Here is a 16,616-nt window from a genome sequence, read left to right as displayed (position 1 = left end):
TCTGGGACAGGGGTTGCGCAATCCGGCAACTACTTGGCGGAATCCGCCAGGCGCACGCGGGGGTCGAGCACCGAGTACAGGATGTCCACCACCAGGTTGATGGCGATGAACATCGTCACCACGATCAGCAGGTAGGCCACCACGACGGGGCGGTCCAGCAGATTGATGGACTCGATGAGGAGCTTCCCGATGCCGGGCCAGGAAAACACCGACTCCGTCACCACCGAGAACGCAATCACGGAGCCGAACTCCAGCCCCACCACGGTGACGATGGGAATCATGATGTTCTTGAGCACATGCACGCCGATGACGCGCCGCATCGGCAGGCCCTTGGCGCGTGCGAACTTCACGTAGTCCTGCAGCAGCGCCTCACGCGTGCCCGCATTGGTCAAGCGGATCACCAGCGAGAGCTTGAACAGAGCCAGGTTGAGCGCGGGCAGCAACAGGTGCTTCCAGCCGTCGGCCGTGAAGATCGACAGCGGCACACCCGCCACGTTGACGGTGGCCCCACGGCCACTGGAAGGCAGCAGCCCCCACAACACCGACAGCACCATGATGAGCATCAGGCCGACCCAGAACGTGGGCAGCGAGAAGCCGATGATCGAGCCCGTCATGATCGATTTGCCAGCCAGCGAATGGGGCCGCACGCCCGCCCACAATCCCAACGGAATCCCGATCAGCACCGCCAGGCCCATCGCCACGACGGCGAGCTCCAACGTGGCGGGAAGGCGCTCCAGGATGAGCCCCATCGCGGACACGTTGTGCACGAAAGAGGTGCCCAAATCTCCCTTCAGTGCCTGGCCGGAAAAATGCAGGTATTGCGACCACAGGGGCTGGTCCAGCCCCATTGCAGCGGTCACGCGAGCGATCTCTGCCTGGTCTGCTTCAGGGCTGATGAGCATGTCCACAGGGTTGCCGATGGCGAACACTCCGATGAACACCAACAGCGACATCACCGCGAGCACCAGAACGCTCTGCAGGAGCCTTCGAACCAGATAAACAGACATGTCGCACCTGTGTGAAAGAGATGCATCGGATGCTACGAATCTTGTCTGTGACAGTGAAGTGACTTATATTCGTTCGACCATTCCTCGCCGTCCTGGCGACGGCAAAAACAGGTGCCCCGATGCGAAATGTCATTCCCTCCACCACGGCACTGCGCACCTTTGTGGCGGCCGCGCGGCACCTGACATTCACCGGAGCAGCCGACGAGTTGTTCCTCACCCAGAGCGCGGTGAGCAAGCAGATCAGGACGCTTGAAGAAAGCCTGGGCGTCACGCTGTTCGTCCGCGTGAACCGGGGCCTCGTGCTGACGCAACTGGGCCGTATATACCTGGATGAAGTGCGCCCGCTCCTCACGCAATTGGCGATAGCGTCCGGCAAGCTGTCCACGCTCAGCACGGCTCCGTCGTCGCTGACCCTGCGCATCCTGGCCATCCTGGGCGACCGATGGCTGCTGCCGCGCTTTTCGCGGTTTGCGCAGAACCATCCCGACGTGGACGTGCAGTTCACCAGCCTGCTATCGCGCGACCGAGCGCAGGAGACCGAGGCCGACGGCGCTTTCCAGTTCGGAGAGGGCGCCTGGCCCGGATGCATCAGCGACTATTTGTTCGGGCGCAGGATGGTGCTGGTCGCGTCGCCAGCGCTGCTGGAGCGCACGCCGTTCACATCGCTCGACGCGATCAAGCACTTCCCCTTGTTCAAGCATTTCGAAACGCCCTATGCGTGGGATGAGTTCTGCAGCGAGCACGGCGTCGCCTTGCCCCAGCAGACCCATTTCATTCGTTATGAGTTCTACTCGACCATGCTCAAGGCAGCCACTGCGGGAATGGGGATGGCGCTCGTGCCCATCGTGTACGCGCAGGAGGAACTGCACCGGGGTGAACTGGTGAATCCACTGCAGCTGGGTTGCACCAGCAGGTACGGCTACTACTTCGTGCTGCCGGAGCGTCGGCAAAACGACCCTGCGCTGGCCGTGTTCCGCTCGTGGCTTTTGCAGGAGGCTCAGGAGACGCGGTCGGCCTTGGCCGGGCCTGGCATTGCCCACGACGCCGTCTTTATCGACACGTACTGAGCCGGCAGCCCAGGCTTTGCGCACGCCATGCAGGCCGTCATGGCACTTTTCATGCGCCCTGCCTATTGCGCGAAGGTTCCGTCCCTGCGCAGCATCGTGAGCTCCACGTACTGCGAGCCATTGCGATTGCTGCCTTCGAAGTCGACTGCAAACCCGCCAATCTCCGTCCGTCCCACGGCAGACAGGGCCCGCAGCAAGGACTCTCTGGACACGGCGCCCTCGATCTTGCGCAAGGCGGTGACCATCAGCCGCGCATTGATGAACCCTTCGAGTTCCACAAAGGTGGGAAGCGCCCTCGGATCGCGCTGCGCCAGCAGCCTCAGGTAGGAACGCGCGACCGGCAGCGTGGGCTTGAATGGCGAAGGAACCAGTTGGGAAATGATGATCCCGGCGGCATCGGCGCCGAGCTCCTGGTGCAGTTGGGCACTTCCCACGAGACTGCGAGCAAAGTAGGCGGGCCGACGTCCGCCGGCCTGCTGCATGCGCAAGTAGGCGACCGCGTCGCTGCCCGATACGCCCAGTACCACCGCGTCGATGTCCTTGTCCGCCGTGCCCCTCGCTGCCGGCACGGCGCTCCCGCCCACGGGCATCTTCGCGCTGGCGAAAAGTGGTCTCCCCCGTTGGACCAGGCCTGACTCCACTTCCTGCCGGAGTTCCTCGCCCACCGCGTTGTCGTAGTACACCAACGCCGTGCGCTGGTAGCCGACGGACACCAAATAGTCGAGGATTCGATGGAGCTCTTGCGCAAAGCTGGCGCGCGTCATGAAGAGCAACGGCTGGTCGTTGCGGTACAGGTCGGGGTGTCCCGAATAGGCCCCCACAAAGGGAATGCCCGCATCGACCGCCAACGGAAGGGTCGCCCGGACCGTGTTGGTGAACATGTGATTGAAGAAGCACGTCACGCGATGCTCTTCCATCAAGGCCTTGGCGTTCACGACGGCCTTGTTCACGGTATAGGCATCGTCCAGCGTGACCAGACGCACACGACGCACGCCCAGTTCGCCCGACTTGTTGGCCTCGTCGAAGGCCAGCAGCGCACCGTTTCGGTAGCCCTCCCCCAGCGATGCAAAGGGACCGGTCAGCGGGGCTGATTGGCCAAACACGACCTCCTGAGACGACGCCATGGATGAGAGGGTCGTTCCCAGCGGTCCCGCAATGAGACCGGCGGTCATGACCCGCCTTCGAAAAATGTCCATGGTTGCTCCGGTGCGCGTGTGGCCGTGGGTGGCCCGACAAGCCCATCCAGCCGCGGCCGCGATGGGTCCGGTGTGGTCAGGGCGCGTTGGTCTGGAAGTCGAAGCCGTAGGTCCGCTCGTCGGAGCGGCCGCCGTACTTGAGGCCCTTGCGCGTTGCCCACAGGTTCACCTGGTGGTGCAGCACGATCACGGCTTTGTCGTTCATCGCCACTTCGGTGGCCTGCTGCAAGAGCTTGTCGCGTGCGGCGTCGTCGATGGTGGCCAGCGCTTTTTCCAGCAGCGCGTCCACTTTGGGATTGCTGTAGCCGCCAGCGTTGAGCGTGCCATACCCTTTGTCCTTGTTGGGCGTTGCAATGAAGGAGCGCAGTGGGGACGAAGCCTCGCCGCTGTCGGGAGACCACCCGGACATCGACACCGAGAAGTCACCCTTGTTGTTGCGCGGGAAGAAGACCGCCGATGGCATGGCCTCCACCTTCACGCCGACGCCGATCCGGTTGAGCATCTGCGCGACCGCTTGCAAGATCTGGTCGTCCTGGACATAGCGGTTGTTCGTGCCATGCAACGTGAGGTTGAAACCGTTGGGGTAGCCCGCATCCGCCAGCAGCTTCTTCGCGCCGGCTACATCGACCGGCTCCACCTTGAGCGCTTCGCTGTAGCCCGAAAGCCCGGGAATCATCAGTTGCCCCGTGGGCTTGGACGCGCCTTCCATGACCTTGTCGCGGATGGCTTCGCGATCAATAGCCTTGGAGATCGCCTGGCGCACGCGCAGATCCTTGAGCGGGTTCGCGGCCAGTGGCTTGCCGTCCTTGTCCGAGAGGAATGGAGAGACATCCCGGGCTTGGTCCAGGTACAAGTACATCAGCCGAGTGCCGGTGCGCTGCACCAGCGACAGGTTGGCATCGGAGGACAGCCGCTTGAAGTGCGCCACCGGTACGGCGTCGATGGCCTGGACATCACCCGACATCAGCGCCGCCACGCGCGCTGAGTCGTTGGTCATGATCTTGAACACGAGGGTCTCTGCCTGCGGCTTCTTGCCCCAGTAGGCATCGTTGCGCGCCAGCTCGATGCGCTCGCCACGCACGTACCGCGACAGCTTGTAGGGCCCGGTCCCGATGGCGGCCTTGCCGCTGTTGAAGTCGGCCGTGCTGGCGGTGGACGCGGCGCTCTTGGAGACCATGGGCACCACGGCCATGTCGTTGGGCAGGAGGGGGTGCGGCGCCCTGGTCTTGAACCTCACTGTCAAGGGGTCCATCACGGTGACGGACTGGATCTCCTTGGTGTAGAGCGTGAAAGGTCCGGGGCTGCCCTTGACGGTGGGGACACGCTCGATCGAAAAGGCCACGTCCTCTGCCGTGAAGGGCGTGCCATCGTGGAATTTCACATTGGGGCGCAGCTTGAATTCCCACGTGGTGTCGTCGATGGCCTTCCACGACAGCGCCAGGCCGGGAACCATGCGCAATTGGTCGTTGCGCTCGATCAGCCGGTTGAAAACATGGTCGGCGATGTTCTGGTTGGGCGAGAAGATGTGATAGTGCGGATCCAGCGAAGTCACGTCTGAACCGAAACCCACGGTCACGGTCTGGGCCGAAGTGAAGGGAGATGCCGCGACGAGAAATGCGGCGAGAACGGTGTGGGCCAATCGATTCAAGATGTCTACTCCATGTCAAAGTGTTGTGACGATGCAGTGTCGATTTCCCCTTTCGTTTATTCAAACGAGAAATAGGACACGGGGCATTCCGCGGAGGAATGCCCCGTGAAAACCCGTGCGGAACAACCTTCGCCATGGTCCTTGCCGTGCTGGGTGGGGGCACGAACGCTTCCGCCGCAAGTACCCTGACTAGTGAGCGCGATCCGCTCCCGTGGTTCAGAGTCGTGGCACGCGCTCAGAGGGGTCGCGCCGCCCAGCATGAAATTCGGGAATGGACGAACGCATATTCGTCACATGGTGTGGGATTCGGCAGGACCACCATGGCATCACTGTGCTCGGCTGTGCAGCGCGCTGCCACGCACTGCAATACCGACCCCTCGTTTTCCTCAGATCCCGGCCACCCTCGAAGCGCCTGGAAATGGTTCAAGTCACACCTTGCTGCCAGTTCGTTTTTTCTTATCGGCCTCGACGGCCGCAATGACCATCTCCCTGAGACTGCTCTCCTGATTCGATAGCAAAGCTATTCAGCAGGCACGGGGCTTGAACGCCCTTTTGATGCGCGTGCGCGAGTGCTCCACGCGTGATGTCAGGCGTTCTCAATCTCTGAATGCCTTGCATGGCCTTTGCGATGCTGCCCAGCCAATACTTCCAGCCCCTGCTGAAGCGCAGGAAACAAGCTGTTCGTGAAATTGTTCCAGCGAAGCTCAAGGATGGTGTCAGCTGGGTCAATATCAGTCTTCAGAACGTCGGCAATGACCTCGCCTGAATCAATGCCGTTGTCCACGTAGTGACACGAAGCACCAGTCATCAGAAGTGGGGGCACTGCCCGCGTTTCCATCGAGGTCCAATCCACGACTTCAAGACCACGAGCACCGTACAACGCATCGAGCGTCGCACATGCACCACGGCGCTCATACGGAGATTCCAGCCGGGTGATGCCCGGGTGGATATTGACGATCTTGCGATGGAACGGTGCACCAGGACGCACCAGCCGATCGAGAATGACCAGCAGACCATCGAGCAACACCAGTTCAGCCCCCAGGTCAATCAGCTTGTCCTGCAGGTTTTTCTCGAACGCCTGTTTGCCAGTCCCGCGTTCCGGGGCATGCAGTGGCTCCCGTCGATAAGAAGAAGGGATCGCGTGGAGGAGATCGTTCACTCTGCGCCCCTGGATCGATAGCTCTGGGGGATAGAACCAGCGCCTGTCAGGCCGATACGCAAAACCATAGTCCCGAAGTTTCTCTCGGTCGCGTGGCGATTCCTCGTCATCGTCGTAAATCACGGCTTCCAGGCTGTATGCATCTCCCAGTGCGGTCTTTTCGAGCGCCTCCCCCAGATACTCCAGTGGTGACTTCATATACCTGAGGCCGCCTTTGTAGGGGACATGCTGTCCAGCCTGATCGGCGGCGGCGTTTCTCAGGGACCAGATATAGACAAGCTTGGTCTTGGGCATGTTCATGCGATCAGAAGCAACTTAGACGGTAATGAGGGCGTCATCGCCCACATGCTCATCGGTCTCACTGGCCTCTTCTGTCCCCTTGATCTTCTGGATTTTTTCTTCCTTGACCTGCCCCGCTCGCATGCACACGAGTCGATCGGCCAGATGAAAGTAGCGGTCGTCGTGCGAAATCACCACCAGCAAATGCCCCTTGGCGCGCAACTCCGGCAACAGTTCGGTATAGAACAGATGGCGGAAGGTAGGGTCCTGATCAGCGGCCCATTCATCGAACACCAGCACCGGCCGGCCCTCCAGGTAAGCATGCACCAGCGCCAGCCGCTTGCGCTGTCCAGTGGACAAGTCGATCGTGCTGAAAGAACCGTCCTTGACGCTGAGCTTGTGAGCAATCTCCAGCCGCTCCAGATACGGCAGCGCGGCCTGCGGCAGCGCCTCCACCTGAGCTCCATCCCCACCTGCCACCAGGTCCTCGAACAGGTAGAAATCGGAAAACACCGTGGTGAACAGTTGCCGATAGTCGTCGCGCGTCTGCGGCGTGACCGCCTGCCCATCGAGCAATATCTCGCCAGCCTGCGGTGCGTATAGCCCGAGCAGCAGCTTGATCAATGTCGTCTTGCCAGAGCCGTTATCCCCGACAACGAATACCAGTTCGCCTTTGCGCAGTTGCAGATCGATCGGGCCCAACTCAAAGGGCTCGCCTCCCTCGGCTGCGTCAAAGGCGTAGCGCACGCCGCGCAGTTCGATCCCCGCCTTCAAATCGACTTCACTGGGATCTCGGTCCAGGTGCAAATGCGGCTCCGGACTCGCGAAGCGCGCCGACAGGTCTGCAATCCGTTGAAACGCCACCTTGGCCCGCCCTATGCCCGGAAGGGAGCCTGCGATCTGGTCCATCGGCCCTTTGAGAAAGAGCAGCACCAGCACGAACCCGCTGAGCACCGCGGGCTCCATGGTGCGAAAGGCCGCCCAGCCAAGGATCAAGGCGATCAACAGGAAGAACAGTGCCGAGCCGAAAGCGGTCGCCAACACATAGGTATTGATAGCGCGCCGATTGATGTCCCTGATCGCATCGACAGTACGCTCGATCTGTTCGCCGAAGATTCGGCGACGCCGAGCGCGGTGCATGCGCAGTTCTTTCGCACCCTCGCTGATTCCCCGGTAGGCCTTATGCAGTTGTTCCTCATGATCACGCGCCTTCCAGAAGCCGGCGACCCCGCGCGATTGCGCCATGACTTGAATGGTGATGCCAAAAACCAGGGCAATCACCAGCATGCCGAACAGCGGCAAGGACAGCACGGCCAAATAAATCAGGCAGCCCAGTGCGATGGCCATGGAGATCACGGTAGAGGCCAGCGCGAAGGCGACGTCGCTGATCATGTCCACGTCCTGCGTGAGGACAGGCATGAGGCGGTGGGTGCGATAGCGCTCCAGCGCATCGATCGGTGCGGCCAGGATCTTCTGTGCCAAGCTCTTGCGCACTTGAGCCACCAAGCGCTGCCCCACCAGATTGGTGGAGATATCAGAGGCGGCACGGCCCGCCAGCGCAGTGGCGCACAAGGCAATGAATGTCAGCAACAGCCCGCCCGCCATCCCTCCTGGGCGATTGAGGACCTGGTTGATGGTTGCCAGCAATGCAACCGTCGCAGCACCCGCGAGAATGCCCGCGATCGCCGACAAGGCGATCCATGGCAGGAATGGCTTGAGCAGGCGGGTAATCTCCGCTGTCCGGCTGGTTGAGTTTTCCATACGGTTTTCCTTGGCGCCTCACGGACGCATCGATTGGCGACTCCAGCCTCCGACGGACCGGTTCTCGGGTATGCACAGGTAACTACTGACGGCTGACTGCCAAGCGCTCGGCAGCGCAGAGCAACCCATTCCTGCAAGACGTTCGAGATCGAAGAATGTTCAGCCGCCCCCGCAGGAACAGCGGCACGCCATTGCGGACGCACGATCTGCCGCCAATGGAACGGCAAGGCTATGCAGTCCTGGCAGGCGTTGTGCGGCACAGGAGCTTCGATCTCACCACCACTCACAGCGGCCCCTTTTTGGCCATCTGCGAACTGCCCCTCTCCGCACCGAGAACTCCTTGAACCTTGAACAAATCCAGCCCTGATGCGTCATCAGGGCTGAAAGCAATGCCCTCGGCTTTGCCTGCTTGACCAAGGACACCATGCCCCTGCATCCCGATCTCGAAGCATTCCTCGAACTGGCCAATGCGCCATCCTCCGGACGGCCAAAAATGCACCAGATGACGGCGGAACAAGCGCGCGCAGCCTATGACCGCTCCACGCTCGCACTGGACCAACCCGGCAATGAACTGCCGATCGAGATGCTCGAGCTGCCGACCCGCGACGGCTCGGAGCTTCCTGCCAGGCTGTACCGCGGATGCGCGGCCGACTCCCCAGCGCCAACACTGTTGTTCTTCCATGGCGGTGGCTATGTGCTGGGCGGCCTCGATTCCCACGACAGCCTTTGCCGCGATCTAGCGCATGGCACCCCTTGCAACGTGATAGCGGTCGATTACCGACTGGCTCCAGAGCACCGCTTTCCCACGGCCTTTTTTGATGCCCAGGACGCCCTGGCATGGTTGAGAGTTCATGGCCCCGAACATGGACTCGACGCCCGGAAGCTGACCATCGGAGGCGACAGCGTGGGCGGCACGCTGGCGACCGCACTGTGCATTGCCGAGCGGAATGCACAGCGCCCACAGCCCATACTCCAAATGCTGCTCTACCCCTGTACGGCCGCCCGGCAAGACAGCGCTTCCCATGAACGCCTGGCGTCCGGCTACCTGCTGGAACGCGAAACCTTGGACTGGATGTTCGGCCAATACCTGCGCAGCGATACGGACAGACGGGACTGGCGCTTCGCGCCGCTTGAGGCCGAAGACCTGGACCGGTTGGCACCAGTGCACCTGGTCCTTGCCGAATACGACCCGCTGATGGATGAAGGCAAGCTCTATGCCGAGCGACTAGAGGCCGCGGGCGTCGGTGTGAGCCTTCATATCTATAACGGCATGGTCCACGATTTCGCGCGTCTGGGGTGCATCACTGAAGAGGCCGACACGCTGCGGCATGACCTGTGCCAAGCGCTCGCACAGGCCTTTCGGTAACCATCCAGTCCGCCGCCTGGAGCAGCCGGCGGCATGAACGTTTCGCAGCCTTGCGCGTCTCGTCCTTTATGAGGCAGCAGTTTCACCCCGATCGGAGTACTCCACCTGAAAGAGTCCATGTGCATCCAGTCGAAGCTCCATCCATTCCATCCCTAGCTCCAATGCGCCAGACCAGCCAACGGCACATCGCCTATGCCGATGGAAAAACGGCCATCGTGCAATGCGAGGACGATAAGCTGCGCCTGGATTTCAAGGATGGGCACGCGCCAAGCCTCTGGAAACTGAACCCGACAACCCACCCCCCGTGCCTGCAATGGATGGGGTCATGCTCCGCCGCTCCGAACGCCACCGAGTCGCTGGCAGCTCTGGAGGCGGCCTTCCAACTCCATCCCGAGGCCATCGAATTCAGGCTGTCCATGCCACAGTTGGCACCGGGTCTGCGTGATGGCATCGTGGATTTGAGCCCCAGCCGCCCTCCCCGGGTCGCCAGGTCGGTGCTTTGGCAGCAGCAACGGCTATGGCTGCCGCAACCTCGGCCACCGTATGCACTGCATTACACGATGACCGGAGAGCGGCGACATCCGGTGCGGCCAGCCCATCCCCAGAACACGGTATATCGGCGCTTCATTCCCTGGCTGGGCCGAACCTTGAGCCTGCGCACCGTGGATCCCGACGCCGACCTTCCCACCTTCCACCGCTGGATGAACGATCCCACGGTAGCCCATTTCTGGGAGGAAAGCGGCGACCTCGGCCATCACCGCGCATATCTGCAGCGCATTGCCGGTGACCCGCATGCGGTAGGCCTCATCGGCTGCTTCGACGGCCAGCCCTTCGGCTACTTCGAGGCCTACTGGGCCAAGGAAGACCGCATCGCGCCGTTCTATGACGCCGGCGACCACGACCGCGGCTGGCATGCACTGGTGGGCGAGGCCGAGTTTCGCGGTCAGCCTTATCTCACGGCTTGGCTGCCGTCGCTTTCGCACTACCTGTTCCTCGACGACTGCCGCACGCAGCGCATCGTCGTCGAGCCACGCTCCGACAACTTGAAGATGCGAAAGAACCTGCCGCGCTGCGGCTATGCGCTGCTCAAGGAATTCGACTTTCCGCACAAACGTGCCGTGCTGGGAGTCCTGCTCAGAGAACGCTTTTTCGCAGACGCCTTATGGATACCTCAGTCTGACGCAGCCGCGCCGGACGCATCGACCCAATGAAAGGACTTTCCATGCAAATCCACCCGCTGATCGGCATCGGCTTCGGCCCCTCCAACATTGCACTGGCCATCGCCCTCAAGGAGCGCGAATCCGCCACGCATGCCATGCATCCTCTCTTCATCGAAAAGCAGCCGCGCTTTGCCTGGCACAGGGACATGCTGCTGGAGCAGGCCCACATGCAGGTCTCCTTTCTCAAGGATCTGGCCACGTTGCGCAATCCCACCAGCCGCTTCACCTTCATCAACTACCTTCATGAGAAGGGCCGGTTGCAGGACTTCATCAACCTCAAGACCTTCTTCCCCAGCCGCCACGAGTTCAACGATTACCTGGGCTGGGCTGCCTCCAAGTTCGAGGACCGCTGCGTCTACGGCCAGGAAGTCATCGAAGTGCTGCCCGAAAAGCGCGACGGCAGGGTCGAACTGCTGCGCGTACGCTCACGCGATGCGGCCGGCAATGTGCACGAGCGACTGGGCCAGAACCTGGTCATGAGCATTGGTGGCACGCCCAGCATTCCCGAGCAGTTCAAGCCCCTGCGCGGGAACCCTCGCGTCTTTCACTCCAGCGCCTACCTGCGCAGCATTGCCGAGCATCCCAAACCACTGCGCATCGCTGTCGTTGGCGCCGGACAGAGCGCCGCCGAGATCTTCATGGATCTGCATGGCCGCTACGCCACCGCCGAGATCGACCTCGTCATGCGGGCCCGCTCCATCCGTCCGTCGGACGACAGCCCCTTCGTCAACGAAATCTTCAATGCCGACTTCGTGGACCATGTCTACAGCCGCCCCCATGACGAACGCGGCGCCTTGCTGCGTGAGTTCTGGCACACCAACTATGCCTGCCCCGATCTGGAACTGATCGAGAACATCTTCAAAGTGTTCTACGAACAGAAGGTCACAGGCGATACGCGCCACCGCTTCCTGCGCCGCAATGAGGTGCAGGACGTACGGGCCGCCAGCGATGGCATCCATCTCGGGCTACGGGACCTCAACAGCGGCATCCACCATGCGTCACGCTATGACGTGGTGGTGCTTGCCACCGGTTATGCGCGCGATCACCACAAGACGTTGCTGGACCCGCTGGCACCGTACCTGGGAGATTTTTCCGTCAGCCGTGACTACCAGCTCAAGACCACGCCGGACTTTCGCCCGGCCATCTTCCTGCAGGGCGCCTGCGAAGGCTCCCACGGGCTCAGTGACACCCTTTTGTCGGTCACCTCGGTGCGCACCGGAGAGATCGGTGAAGCCCTGCTGGCGGCACAAGCAGAACGACCAGATGTTGCGCGCAAAGAACAGCTGGCGCTGCAGGACTGAAAGATCACATGGGGCATGATGGGCGCACGAATCTCCCATGCCATAATTTGAATGCAAACCATTTGCATTTGAATCGCCTGCGCCGCTGAATTCCATATCCGTTGCTGCATGCCTCCGGCTCGCCCGGAGCTGCAGAATCCGATAGGCCCTTCTCTGCACGGACCCAGGGGTTCCAACCCATCGTCCTTGCAGAAAGGCAGGTATCCGGATGCGTGACCTGATCCAGGAACTCGTGGTTCACTATGGCGATCTGCGCCGCCAGCTCACGCGCGATCTCAGGGATCCGCACTATGCAGCCGACATTGCGCAATCGAGCTTCGAGCGGGTCTATGTCCACGCCATGGGCCTGCGCAGTGGCAGACAGGCCAAAACGAGGCCGAATGCAGGCATCGAATCCCCGCGCGCCCTGCTCTTTCGCGTGGCCCGCAATCTGTGCATCGACGATGCGCGAAAGCGCAAGACCGCTCAGGAATGGACGCGCCAGCAAATGGTGCTGCAGCACAGTGCACCTTCGAGCGAGTACCTTGCCGCCCAAAGTCAGATCCTGAACCGTGTTGTCGGAGTGCTGGAAGGCCTGCCGCCGCGCCGGCGCGAAGTTTTCATTCTGTTCCGCGCCCACGGCTACACGCGCGCTGAAATCGCCGAGCAGCTCAACATCACGGAAATGGCTGTCGCCAAGCACATGGTGCGTGCCACGCTCGATTGCTCGCGTGTGCTCGCCCAGCTGCGTTTGGAACTGTTGGAGGATCAAAGCATGGCCAGTGCCATGGATTTCGACAACAGTACACTGAGCGACGATGCCTTCTGACACCCTTTCCCATGGCGAATGCACCTAGCGAGCGCATGGTCGAGCATGCGCTGACGCTGATCGTTCAAAGCGAAATTGCGCCCATCCCGATCGCCGACCAGGCCCGCCTGATCCTTGGCGAATGGCGCGAGAAATCGGCCCGGCACGACGCCGCCGCGCACGAGGCGCACCTGCGCTGGACGATGCTGGGCGGCATGTCCAGCGGGCTGCGTGAGCAATTCCAGGAGTCCGCGATGCTGGCTGGCAACGCCGCCCGCTCGGCGGGCTTGCGGCAGCGCCGCAAGCTGCTGCGATCCATTGCAGGACTGCTGTGCACTGGGGTACTGGCAGGCCGCGGAACCTATTGGTACTGGCATCAGCCCGTGCACACGGCGTCCTACACCACTCGCAACTCCCAGCTTCTCAAGGTCACGCTGGCCGACGGCGAGGTTTCTCGCGAAGCCAGCCGCGTCGAGCTCGCGCCCAGAAGTGCCATCGCCGTCACCCTGTACCGCCAGCGCCGCAGCGTGTCCATGTCGGAGGGCGAGGTGCGTTTCGACGTGGCCCCCGATCCCGGACGGCCCTTTGAGGTCGTGACACGTGAGGCCCGCATCGAGGTCATAGGCACGGTGTTCAACGTGCGCGACCGCGGCAGCCAGGTCACCGTGGGCGTCGAGCATGGCCACGTGAGGGTGCGGGTGATGGGCAAGGACGCACAGGATTCGGCTGCCGCAACCGCACCGGTGCTCGACATGCTGCCCGGGCAGATCCTGGACATCCGCAATGGCCAGCCCGGAGCCGTGCGCCAGGCGGATGCCACGACTTTGTCGGCCTGGAGAGAGGGCTGGCTGGTCTTCGAAGACACCGTGTTGGCCGAAGCCCTGGCCACGGTCAACGCCTATCGCATACAGCCCATCGAGGCGGCCGACGCTCGTGTGGCGGCGCTGCGCCTCACCGGGCGTTTTCGTGCCAAGGATTCCGCCGGCCTGCTGGCCGTGCTGCCCTCGATCCTGCCGCTGAAGGTGCGGATGCAGGCCGATGGCAAGGTGCAGTTACAAGCGCTCTGAACGGCTTCTCCGAGACCATCCTGCAGTTTCCAGTTTCCAAAAAAATGGGGGCAGCCTGTCTCCATTTTCCAGGCCCATACGTCTTCGCAGTGCGGCATGTGGCAACCGATAGAGAACGGGAGCCCGCGCCTCTTTAGGAATAGCTCTCATTCAATGCACTCGGACCTCCAACCATGCGTTCTCTGCCTCGCCACCCTCTGCTCAGTACAGCCCTTGCCACGGCCTTCGGGTCCACCCTGGCGCTCCACAGCCCCTTCGCCAGCGCCCAAGCGCCGATACAGGCGACGGCACAGGTGTTTGACATCAATGTGCCCGCACAACCCCTGGCGGGCGCACTCAACGAGTTCTCGCGCCAGACAGGCTTGCCCATCTTCGCCGCAGGCGAGTTGGTGAGCGGACTGCAGTCCCGCACCGTCGCCGCCCGACTGCCGCTGGATCAGGCGCTGCACCAGATGCTTTCGGGCACCCCTCTGGAGGCTGTGCACATGGCAAGTGGGGGTTTTTCCATCCGTCGCAGTCCGCCCCCGTCGGCCCAGGATTCAACACTTCCCACCGTGCTGGTGCGGGACGACGCATTCCGCGAATCCGCCACCGGCCCCGTGCAGGGCTACGTCGCCAGCCGCAGTGCGACGGGCACCAAGACCGACACGCCCCTTATCGAGACTCCGCAGTCCATCTCGGTGGTCGGCGCCGAGGAGATCGACACGCTGAAGTCTCAAAGTATCCAGGATGCGCTCGGTTACGTGGCTGGCGTCAGCCGCTTCGAAGGCCTGTCGCGGGTCCAGGACACCATCTATATCCGCGGCTTTCAGGCGCAGGCCGGCACGGGCAGTGTCTACCGCGATGGCACGAAGTACACGGTGAATGCCTTCAACGGCAAGCAGGAAATCTACGGCCTTGAACGCATTGAGGTGCTCAAGGGCGCAGCCTCGGTCCTGTACGGGTCTGCCGGTCCCGGCGGGATCATCAACATGGTCAGCAAGCAGCCCACGTCGACCCCGCTGCATGAACTCAACCTCGAGTTGGGAAGCTTCGGCCGCAAGCAGATCTCCGGGGACTTCGGCGGACCGCTGGACAAGGATGGTGAATGGTCCTATCGGATGACTTTTCTCCAACGCGACAGCGACACCTTCGTCGACTATGTGCGCGATGACCGGACCTTCGTTGCCCCGGCACTGAAGTGGCAACCCAACGCATCGACATCGCTGACGCTGCTGGCCGACTACCAGAAAGACAAGACCAACTACGTTTACTGGCTGCCCGCGCAGGGCACCATCTTCCCCACCATCTACGGCAAGATCCCGCGCAACCGCTTCACCGGGGAGCCCGGCTACAGCAAGTTCGATATGGAACGCTATTCGATCGGTTACCTGTTCGAACATGCGTTCAACGACAACCTCAAGCTGCGCAACAGCCTGCGCTACTTCCATTCCAACAGCGACTTCCCGCAGGTCTGGGTTTCCGGGCTTGCGGCAGACCAGCGCACTTCCGCTTTCCGCGGCGGTACGCTGCGCTGGGAGCGCTCCTCCTCGCTGGTCGCCGACACCTCGCTGCAATACCAGGCCAAGCACGGCAATGTCGAGCACACGGTGCTGGTCGGGTTCGACTACACCCGGCCCAAGAATCAGTCCGAGCGATACGACAGGACGGCGGGCAGCATCGACTACTACAACCCGGTATATGGCAGCGCCCTGGGTGAGCCGACCCGTGACAACTGGTGGTCCTATAACGCCGACACCCGGCAATTGGGCGTCTATGCGCAGGACCAGATGAAGATCGCCGACAAATGGGTGGCCCTGATCGGCGGTCGCTACGACCATGCCAGTGACAACCAGAGCAACCTGTTCACGGGAGAAAAAGCCGTCGACAACGAGAAGAACAAGGCGTTCACGGGCCGCGCCGGCTTGGTCTACCTGGCGGACAACGGCTTGGCGCCTTTCTTCAGTTTCAGCCAGTCCTTCGAGCCCACCTCGGGCCGGGACCGCCTGGGATCACGCTTCGACCCATCAAAGGGTACGCAGTACGAAATCGGCACCCGCTACCAGCCTCCGGGTTCGAGCACGCTGATTTCCGCGGCCCTGTACCAGTTGACCCGGCAGAACGTTTCGGTAGCCGATCCCGTGGACCCCACGTATTCGGCCCAGATTGGTGAGGTGCGCTCCAGGGGCTTCGAACTGGAAGCCCGGACACGCGTGGGCCGCAACGCTAACCTGATCGCAGCCTATGCCTACACCGATGCGCGCACCACGCAGGCCAGCCCTTTGCAGCCGTCCCAGGTCGGCATGCGGTCACCAGGCATCCCTTACCACCAGCTCTCCCTCTGGGGTGACTACAACTTCGGCCGCTTTGGAATGCCCAACCTCAAGGTGGGCGCAGGCATGCGCTACCAGGGCGAGACCAAGCCCAATGTGGGCACCTTCGATGTGCCATCCTTCACGCTGTTCGACGCGATGGTCAGCTACACCACGGGGCCCTGGCGCCTGGCCCTGAACGTCACCAATCTCTTCGACAAAACCTATGTCGGCAGCTGCACCACGGGCTGCTTCTATGGCGAGCCCCGCAAGGCGATTGCCACAGCCACCTACCGCTGGTAAGTGGATGGACATCGAGGAGCAGCTACGTGCCCGCTCCTTGACCCGTCCTGGAATAGGTTGACACCTATGCGGGACTGAACCCTAGCCGTAATTGGCTTGCAAGAGACGCCCGGTGCACCGCATCGGGCGTTTTGTATTCTAGGGACAGGTGGGGCCGCTGCTCG

At 62.1% G+C, this 16,616-nt stretch carries 12 protein-coding genes; 7 read left to right on the top strand and 5 right to left on the bottom strand.

What is annotated here, in order from left to right; translation table 11 throughout:
* Window positions 1–29: 29 nt before the first annotated feature.
* Window positions 30–1,007: an ABC transporter permease gene (locus tag AVKW3434_RS22350; protein ID WP_284407573.1), complete on the bottom strand. Its 978-nt coding sequence runs from the start codon at window positions 1,005–1,007 to the stop codon at window positions 30–32.
* 119 nt (window positions 1,008–1,126) lie between these two features.
* Between AVKW3434_RS22350 and AVKW3434_RS22345 the strand changes: the two genes are divergently transcribed.
* The gene (locus tag AVKW3434_RS22345; RefSeq protein WP_284407572.1) at window positions 1,127–2,074 is read left to right on the top strand and encodes a LysR substrate-binding domain-containing protein; all 948 of its coding nucleotides are present in this window, start codon (window positions 1,127–1,129) and stop codon (window positions 2,072–2,074) included.
* 62 nt (window positions 2,075–2,136) lie between these two features.
* Here the strand turns inward: AVKW3434_RS22345 and AVKW3434_RS22340 are convergent, their stop codons facing one another.
* The 4 genes from AVKW3434_RS22340 to AVKW3434_RS22325 form a co-directional block, all read right to left on the bottom strand.
* Window positions 2,137–3,246 (bottom strand): ABC transporter substrate-binding protein, encoded by a 1,110-nt coding sequence (locus tag AVKW3434_RS22340; RefSeq protein ID WP_284407571.1) that lies wholly within the window; start codon window positions 3,244–3,246, stop codon window positions 2,137–2,139.
* Between the two features lie 100 nt (window positions 3,247–3,346).
* Window positions 3,347–4,921 carry an ABC transporter substrate-binding protein gene (locus AVKW3434_RS22335; RefSeq protein WP_502869160.1) on the bottom strand — a complete coding sequence of 525 codons (1,575 nt, stop codon included), beginning with the start codon at window positions 4,919–4,921 and terminating at the stop codon, window positions 3,347–3,349.
* Between the two features lie 583 nt (window positions 4,922–5,504).
* On the bottom strand, window positions 5,505–6,371 hold the full coding sequence (locus AVKW3434_RS22330; RefSeq protein ID WP_284407569.1) for a formyl transferase: 867 nt from the start codon (window positions 6,369–6,371) through the stop codon (window positions 5,505–5,507).
* A 21-nt stretch (window positions 6,372–6,392) separates the two neighbouring features.
* The gene (locus tag AVKW3434_RS22325) at window positions 6,393–8,117 is read right to left on the bottom strand and encodes a cyclic peptide export ABC transporter (protein WP_284407568.1); all 1,725 of its coding nucleotides are present in this window, start codon (window positions 8,115–8,117) and stop codon (window positions 6,393–6,395) included.
* Between the two features lie 424 nt (window positions 8,118–8,541).
* Between AVKW3434_RS22325 and AVKW3434_RS22320 the strand changes: the two genes are divergently transcribed.
* From AVKW3434_RS22320 to AVKW3434_RS22295, 6 genes are all read left to right on the top strand, one after another.
* The gene (locus tag AVKW3434_RS22320) at window positions 8,542–9,483 is read left to right on the top strand and encodes an alpha/beta hydrolase (RefSeq protein ID WP_284407567.1); all 942 of its coding nucleotides are present in this window, start codon (window positions 8,542–8,544) and stop codon (window positions 9,481–9,483) included.
* A 161-nt stretch (window positions 9,484–9,644) separates the two neighbouring features.
* The gene (locus AVKW3434_RS22315) at window positions 9,645–10,694 is read left to right on the top strand and encodes a GNAT family N-acetyltransferase (protein ID WP_284402373.1); all 1,050 of its coding nucleotides are present in this window, start codon (window positions 9,645–9,647) and stop codon (window positions 10,692–10,694) included.
* An 11-nt stretch (window positions 10,695–10,705) separates the two neighbouring features.
* Window positions 10,706–12,004 carry a lysine N(6)-hydroxylase/L-ornithine N(5)-oxygenase family protein gene (locus AVKW3434_RS22310; RefSeq protein WP_284402374.1) on the top strand — a complete coding sequence of 433 codons (1,299 nt, stop codon included), beginning with the start codon at window positions 10,706–10,708 and terminating at the stop codon, window positions 12,002–12,004.
* A 208-nt stretch (window positions 12,005–12,212) separates the two neighbouring features.
* Window positions 12,213–12,812, top strand: a complete 600-nt coding sequence (locus AVKW3434_RS22305) for an RNA polymerase sigma factor (protein WP_284407566.1) — start codon at window positions 12,213–12,215, stop codon at window positions 12,810–12,812.
* Between the two features lie 11 nt (window positions 12,813–12,823).
* Entirely contained in the window at window positions 12,824–13,858 is a 1,035-nt protein-coding gene (locus tag AVKW3434_RS22300; protein ID WP_284407565.1) for a FecR family protein, read from the top strand.
* Window positions 13,859–14,031: 173 nt separating this feature from the next.
* Window positions 14,032–16,452, top strand: coding sequence for a TonB-dependent siderophore receptor (locus AVKW3434_RS22295; RefSeq protein WP_284407564.1), 2,421 nt, complete (start codon window positions 14,032–14,034; stop codon window positions 16,450–16,452).
* The last annotated feature ends 164 nt before the right edge of the window (window positions 16,453–16,616 follow it).

Origin of the sequence: Acidovorax sp. SUPP3434 (assembly GCF_030159015.1) — a bacterium.
GTDB lineage: Bacteria > Pseudomonadota > Gammaproteobacteria > Burkholderiales > Burkholderiaceae_C > Paracidovorax.
The sequence above is the reverse complement of the archived record's forward strand: the minus strand, read 5'-3'. Positions and strand labels throughout refer to the sequence as shown.

Excerpts from the sequence above, each read along its gene's own strand:
- AVKW3434_RS22350 (WP_284407573.1), bottom strand. The coding sequence starts at position 1,007 with ATGTCTGTTTATCTGGTTCGAAGGCTCCTGCAGAGCGTTCTGGTGCTC.
- AVKW3434_RS22345 (WP_284407572.1), top strand. The coding sequence starts at position 1,127 with ATGCGAAATGTCATTCCCTCCACCACGGCACTGCGCACCTTTGTGGCG.
- AVKW3434_RS22340 (WP_284407571.1), bottom strand. The coding sequence starts at position 3,246 with ATGACCGCCGGTCTCATTGCGGGACCGCTGGGAACGACCCTCTCATCC.
- AVKW3434_RS22330 (WP_284407569.1), bottom strand. The coding sequence starts at position 6,371 with ATGCCCAAGACCAAGCTTGTCTATATCTGGTCCCTGAGAAACGCCGCC.
- AVKW3434_RS22325 (WP_284407568.1), bottom strand. The coding sequence starts at position 8,117 with ATGGAAAACTCAACCAGCCGGACAGCGGAGATTACCCGCCTGCTCAAG.
- AVKW3434_RS22320 (WP_284407567.1), top strand. The coding sequence starts at position 8,542 with ATGCCCCTGCATCCCGATCTCGAAGCATTCCTCGAACTGGCCAATGCG.
- AVKW3434_RS22315 (WP_284402373.1), top strand. The coding sequence starts at position 9,645 with ATGCGCCAGACCAGCCAACGGCACATCGCCTATGCCGATGGAAAAACG.
- AVKW3434_RS22310 (WP_284402374.1), top strand. The coding sequence starts at position 10,706 with ATGCAAATCCACCCGCTGATCGGCATCGGCTTCGGCCCCTCCAACATT.
- AVKW3434_RS22305 (WP_284407566.1), top strand. The coding sequence starts at position 12,213 with ATGCGTGACCTGATCCAGGAACTCGTGGTTCACTATGGCGATCTGCGC.
- AVKW3434_RS22300 (WP_284407565.1), top strand. The coding sequence starts at position 12,824 with ATGGCGAATGCACCTAGCGAGCGCATGGTCGAGCATGCGCTGACGCTG.
- AVKW3434_RS22295 (WP_284407564.1), top strand. The coding sequence starts at position 14,032 with ATGCGTTCTCTGCCTCGCCACCCTCTGCTCAGTACAGCCCTTGCCACG.